Genomic DNA, 4,860 nt, shown 5'->3' with positions numbered 1-4,860 from the left:
TGTAAGATTAAATCTCAACTATTACATATTGGCGGTATAACACCGATACAAAAATTAGCTCTCGCAACTTAACTCTCTACTCTCTATTGCGATTAAAAATGGGAGGATTACCAAATGAGTAAATACGGCTTCTTCAGGATTCATATGTACCGGTTTCATAAACCATCTTGGTTCATAAGCCCCTATCGGAATAAGGCTTATTAAAATATTATGTTTTTCCGATCTCTTTAAAAAGTGTATCGTTATAACCCGAATCACCTATAAAACAAATATCTCCCATCTTAGTTTTAATGATAAAATTCCCCATAATGCTTTATTTTTATCAAATATTCCTCTAGCTGACCAATGTTGGGCTGGTTCTAGATAAATATTTTGTTCTTTATATGATTCTCACCATCCCAAGGTAATAATTTCTGCATCGCTAATATGTTTTTTGATTATTACGTCATTCATTAGCGGTGTAATAATCTTGGGTTTATCTCGTACCCATAAATCTTTAATTGCTCTTATATCTAAATGGTCATAATGATTATGACTTACTACTATAATATCAATTTTAGGTAAATCGGTAAAATTAATGCCAGGCTTTACTACTCTCTTTGGTCCTGCAAAAGTAAAAGGACTAACCCGCTCCGACCATACCGGATCAGTTAAGATATTTAAACCGTCTATTTGAATTAAAAAGGTTACATGTCCTACATAAGTTACCCTTATATTCTCATTATCAGTTATTTTTTGTGGTGAAATATCAGTGGAAGCAAGAGGAAGTAGCGTCGGCCATTTTGGTCGTTTTGAAGTTATTTTCCATTTTAGAATATCAAGTAAGGTTTTATATTAGGATCAATATTGAAAACATATTTTTATTTAGATAGATCTTCCTTTCGGTTTATTAGAGTTTTTAACTTGTTTAGCAAAAGATTTTGTTTCTTTAGTTGTCGGTATATGTATAAATCCTCTAGTTTTTTCTCCTATCAGCATGGCTTCTTGAAGTGTGTCTTTTGGTAGTTTAGCTATAGATGCGGATATTTCTGGAGTTTGTTTTATTTCTACCGTTCTCTTTTTTTCTTTATTTATATCTCTGCCTATTACTTCATCTAGCGGGACATTTTTATAATCGGCGAGAGCAACAATTGCTCCCATATCAGGCATTTTTGTACGACCATCTAGGAAATTTTTCCACGCTGTTTCATGGGTACCTGTTTTTTCACTTAACTTATACGGGGTTATATTGTCTGCTTCTAATATATTCAGTACAAATTTTTTAAAATTATTTCTAATTTCTTCTGGACCATCTGTATTTGCCTCTGATATATCGTTAATCCGATTAAATCTTTCTTTTGACCTTATATCTTCGCTCATTATTTTTTCCTGTAAAATTTACTCCTGAAAATTGAGAGTTAAAATAATTTTTTTAAATGATAAGAATTTATGATTTTTAAGAGGCTATCTATGAAATTATTTTAATTGATAATTAATGAGATTTTATAGCAAAAAAGAATTTAATTAGCTTTAAAATAACTTTATAGATAGCCTATTAAACTTATTTATTAATATATAACTAATAAATAGTAAATAGAAGATAATTATAATGAAAATAATAAATTTAAGCTATTTAATTAAGTATTTAGGTCTTATATATGAAATTTAAATTAACCTATTTTAACTCTTTTTATCACAAATTATAAAATTTTCTGGAATAGAAGCCACGCCTTTTCAAAATCTTATAATTTTAATATAAAATAACTTAAAATATAAATTAAATTTCAGGTGTAGAATCTAAGATATTTTAAAAAGATTATATAAATTAAAAATTGTTTTTTCTGCATCTTGATCATTTATTAATAAGGTAATTTTAACTTCTGATAATTGTATCATGTTAACATTTATATTATCTTTCGTTAACTTTGATAATATCGTTTCAAGTACTTTACAATCATTTTTAATCCCATGACCAATAAGAGAGATTGTAGCAATTTCGGCATCAAAAGTAAAATCTTGTATCTGCTTATCATTTTTTAAATTAGTAAGTAAAGCTTGTAAATTATTTTTATCAGTTAAATTTGTAATAAAACTATATTCTTCATTATTTTTTATCTCTTGCATAAATTCAATATGATTATTATTTTGTGTAATCATATTTGCAACTTGCAAAAAACTTAAAGAAATGCTCTTTACAGATATTTTTAATAAATTTTTATTAGAAGTAATGCTGTTAATAATTCCATTCTCCATATTTTTATCCTTTGAAGTAATTAACGTACCTTCTGTATTCGGTGAAAATGTTGAAAGGACACGCATATCTATGTTATACCGCATTACTAGCTCTACGGCTCTAGGGTGTAGTACTTTTGCTCCGCTTGATGCTAGTTCTAACATTTCTAAAAAATCTATTTCTTTTATCTTCTTAGCATTTGGAATAATTCTTGGATCAGCAGTAAATATTCCCTCTACATCAGTATAAATATCACATCTATCGGCTTTCATAGCTGCAGCGATTAAGGCGGCAGTAGTATCGGATCCTCCTCTGCCCAAAGTAGTTAACCTATTGGATTTGTTAGTTCCTTGAAAACCGGCTATTATAGGGACGGTATTTAACTGTAAATATTTTTCTAGTAAATCTGTAGTAATTGATTCTACTAAAGCTTTACTATGATTATTATCGGTGAGAATCGGTAATTGCCAAGCTAGAAATGATTGTGCCTTTATGTCTTCTTCTTGAAGAGCGAGTGCTAGTAATGAAGCAGTGACTATTTCGCCGCTAGAAAGTACTACATCATATTCTGCAAATTGAGAAATGTTGTTAAGGCTTGATACTTCATTACACAATGTGACAAGTTGATTAGTAACACCTGCCATAGCCGAAACTACTACAATTACTTGGTTATTTTTAGTTATTTCGGCTTTTATGATAGGAACGATTTTTTTTATTCTATCAATATTTGAAACGGAAGTACCACCAAACTTTTGAATTATTAAGGCCATAATAAAGGAAGCCTAATATAATATTATATAATTAATTTTCTGCTTGTTGTCTCGCTTGGCATTACGTTGATACCTGAACCGTCATTGCGAGGAAATTGCATAGCAATTGACGAAGCAATCCAGTCAAAAACTCTGATTTATAGAATTTTTTTAATTATTTCTGGATTGCCGCACAGTCTACGACTGCTCGCAATGACAAAATCTATACTTAATTGAGCAATGCCTACAAAAAAATACTTAAGCACTTGCAATTTCTTTAACATTAACGATTTTATGATTTCGCTTAGTTAAAAATTCTACTCTACCTTCTATCAGAGCGAATATTGTATGATCTTTGCCAAGCCTTACATTCGTTCCAGGATGAATTTTTGTGCCGCGTTGTCTGACTATAATATTACCGGGTATTACATATTGTCCATCGGCCTTTTTAACTCCCAGCCTTCGACCGGCCGAGTCTCTTCCGTTCCTAGAACTACCACCAGCTTTTTTGGTTGCCATTTTATAATTCCTTTTAAGTTATTATTATTGTTTGGTAATATCTAATATTTTTAATTCCGTCAGTTCTTGACGATGACCGGCTTTACGACGATAATTTTTTCTACGCTTTTTCTTAAAGACTATAATTTTATTATCTTTAAGTTGGTTAGTAATTTCAGCCGTAACGACAGCCCCTTTAACTATTGGAGTGCCAATAAAAGAAGGCTTTGAGTATTCACCAATCATTAAAATTTGATCAAACTGAATTTTAGAACCGAGTTCTCCATCAATTTTTTCGACTTTAATAATACTATTTCTGTCTACTTTATATTGTTTTCCACCTGCTTTTATAACTGCGAACATGAAAACTATCTCTTTAAAAATTTATAAATATTTGTCGTATCATATTATTATATTAGAAATTAGTCAATGATAATATTATGTTATGTCTATTAACACAAATATAATTGCGTATTGAGTTACCGCAGCAAATATTGCGGCTAACAAGTCATCAAGCATAACGCCGATACTGCCCTTAATATTTTTGTCAAACCAATTAATAGGCCAGGGTTTTACTATATCAAAAAATCGGAATAGACAAAAAGGTAATATGAGAAGTAATATAATATTTATTGTTAGCGGACTAAAATATTTAATTAAATGCGATTCGTTAGCAAATAAAGCAGAAAAAAATACTAAAACGATAGTTAGCATTTGCCCTACTACTTCATCAATTACCACTTCTTTGGGGTCTTCTGAATTTGTATAATTTAAATATATTTTAGTAAAATAAGTGCCGAGTATTAAGAGTATCAAACATAGGCTAAAACTTATAATAAATATACTGATAAGTTGAACTTCACCGAGAGTAAGACTTGAGAAAGGAATGATTATTTTGTGATTAACAATAAAATATATTAAGAAGTAAGTTAGAGGGAAAGCGGCAATTGATCCAAAAGTGCCTGGACAGTATTTTATTTTCCCGATATAAAAAAAAGTAGCAAAAAATTCTGAAAATTGTTTTTTAGTAAGCATTTCTTTAATTATTTTATCCTAGATTAGAGCTATAATATCTTATATAATAAAATTTTAACTTATACAGCAAAAATATCATGGGAATGAGCTTTAGCCATTTATTAATAGTTTTATTAATTATTTTTGTATTATTCGGTGCCGGTAAATTACCTCAAGTTATGTCCGATTTAGCCAAAGGTCTTAAAGCTTTTAAAGACGGCATGAAAGATGACGGTAGTGATAATAATAAAAATAAATAATTGATTCGAGGTCACTCCCCTGCAGATACCCGAGTCGTCATTGCGAGCGACCGTAGGGAGCGTGGCAATCTCAGGACATTTGACTGTAGAAGTCAAGATTTAATCTTACAGACATTATAAAAATTAT

7 protein-coding genes are annotated in these 4,860 nt (G+C 30.0%); 1 reads left to right on the top strand and 6 read right to left on the bottom strand.

All coding sequences use genetic code 11. The features are described 5' to 3' along the window. Nucleotides 1-390 precede the first annotated feature (390 nt). The 6 genes from KYQ89_RS03350 to KYQ89_RS03325 all read right to left on the bottom strand — a co-directional run bounded on the left by KYQ89_RS03350 (nt 391) and on the right by KYQ89_RS03325 (nt 4,494). Nucleotides 391-657 carry an MBL fold metallo-hydrolase gene (locus KYQ89_RS03350; protein ID WP_218460401.1) on the bottom strand — a complete coding sequence of 89 codons (267 nt, stop codon included), beginning with the start codon at nt 655-657 and terminating at the stop codon, nt 391-393. A gap of 207 nt (nt 658-864) precedes the next feature. After that, the gene (locus tag KYQ89_RS03345) at nt 865-1,359 is read right to left on the bottom strand and encodes a helix-turn-helix domain-containing protein (protein WP_218460400.1); all 495 of its coding nucleotides are present in this window, start codon (nt 1,357-1,359) and stop codon (nt 865-867) included. Between the two features lie 417 nt (nt 1,360-1,776). Further along, entirely contained in the window at nt 1,777-2,982 is a 1,206-nt protein-coding gene (locus KYQ89_RS03340; RefSeq protein ID WP_218460399.1) for an aspartate kinase, read from the bottom strand. Between the two features lie 237 nt (nt 2,983-3,219). Further along, entirely contained in the window at nt 3,220-3,480 is a 261-nt protein-coding gene (rpmA, locus tag KYQ89_RS03335; RefSeq protein ID WP_218460398.1) for a 50S ribosomal protein L27, read from the bottom strand. Between the two features lie 24 nt (nt 3,481-3,504). Continuing rightward, nucleotides 3,505-3,822: a 50S ribosomal protein L21 gene (gene rplU / locus KYQ89_RS03330; RefSeq protein WP_004997480.1), complete on the bottom strand. Its 318-nt coding sequence runs from the start codon at nt 3,820-3,822 to the stop codon at nt 3,505-3,507. Between the two features lie 75 nt (nt 3,823-3,897). Beyond that, nucleotides 3,898-4,494: a phosphatidylglycerophosphatase A gene (locus KYQ89_RS03325; RefSeq protein ID WP_218460397.1), complete on the bottom strand. Its 597-nt coding sequence runs from the start codon at nt 4,492-4,494 to the stop codon at nt 3,898-3,900. A 77-nt stretch (nt 4,495-4,571) separates the two neighbouring features. On the opposite strand from KYQ89_RS03325, the gene KYQ89_RS03320 reads away from it, so the two are divergent. Further along, nucleotides 4,572-4,733, top strand: coding sequence for a Sec-independent protein translocase subunit TatA (locus tag KYQ89_RS03320; RefSeq protein WP_218460396.1), 162 nt, complete (start codon nt 4,572-4,574; stop codon nt 4,731-4,733). Nucleotides 4,734-4,860 lie beyond the last annotated feature (127 nt).

Origin of the sequence: Rickettsia sp. TH2014, assembly GCF_019249195.1 — a bacterium.
Taxonomy (GTDB): Bacteria; Pseudomonadota; Alphaproteobacteria; order Rickettsiales; family Rickettsiaceae; genus Rickettsia; species Rickettsia felis.
This window is presented reverse-complemented; position numbering and strand designations above follow the sequence as displayed.

Bases quoted from the DNA above. Each gene is read 5' to 3' on its own strand.
- KYQ89_RS03345 (WP_218460400.1), bottom strand. From the start codon at position 1,359: ATGAGCGAAGATATAAGGTCAAAAGAAAGATTTAATCGGATTAACGAT.
- rpmA (WP_218460398.1), bottom strand. From the start codon at position 3,480: ATGGCAACCAAAAAAGCTGGTGGTAGTTCTAGGAACGGAAGAGACTCG.
- KYQ89_RS03325 (WP_218460397.1), bottom strand. From the start codon at position 4,494: ATGCTTACTAAAAAACAATTTTCAGAATTTTTTGCTACTTTTTTTTAT.
- KYQ89_RS03320 (WP_218460396.1), top strand. From the start codon at position 4,572: ATGGGAATGAGCTTTAGCCATTTATTAATAGTTTTATTAATTATTTTT.
- KYQ89_RS03340 (WP_218460399.1), bottom strand. From the start codon at position 2,982: ATGGCCTTAATAATTCAAAAGTTTGGTGGTACTTCCGTTTCAAATATT.
- rplU (WP_004997480.1), bottom strand. From the start codon at position 3,822: ATGTTCGCAGTTATAAAAGCAGGTGGAAAACAATATAAAGTAGACAGA.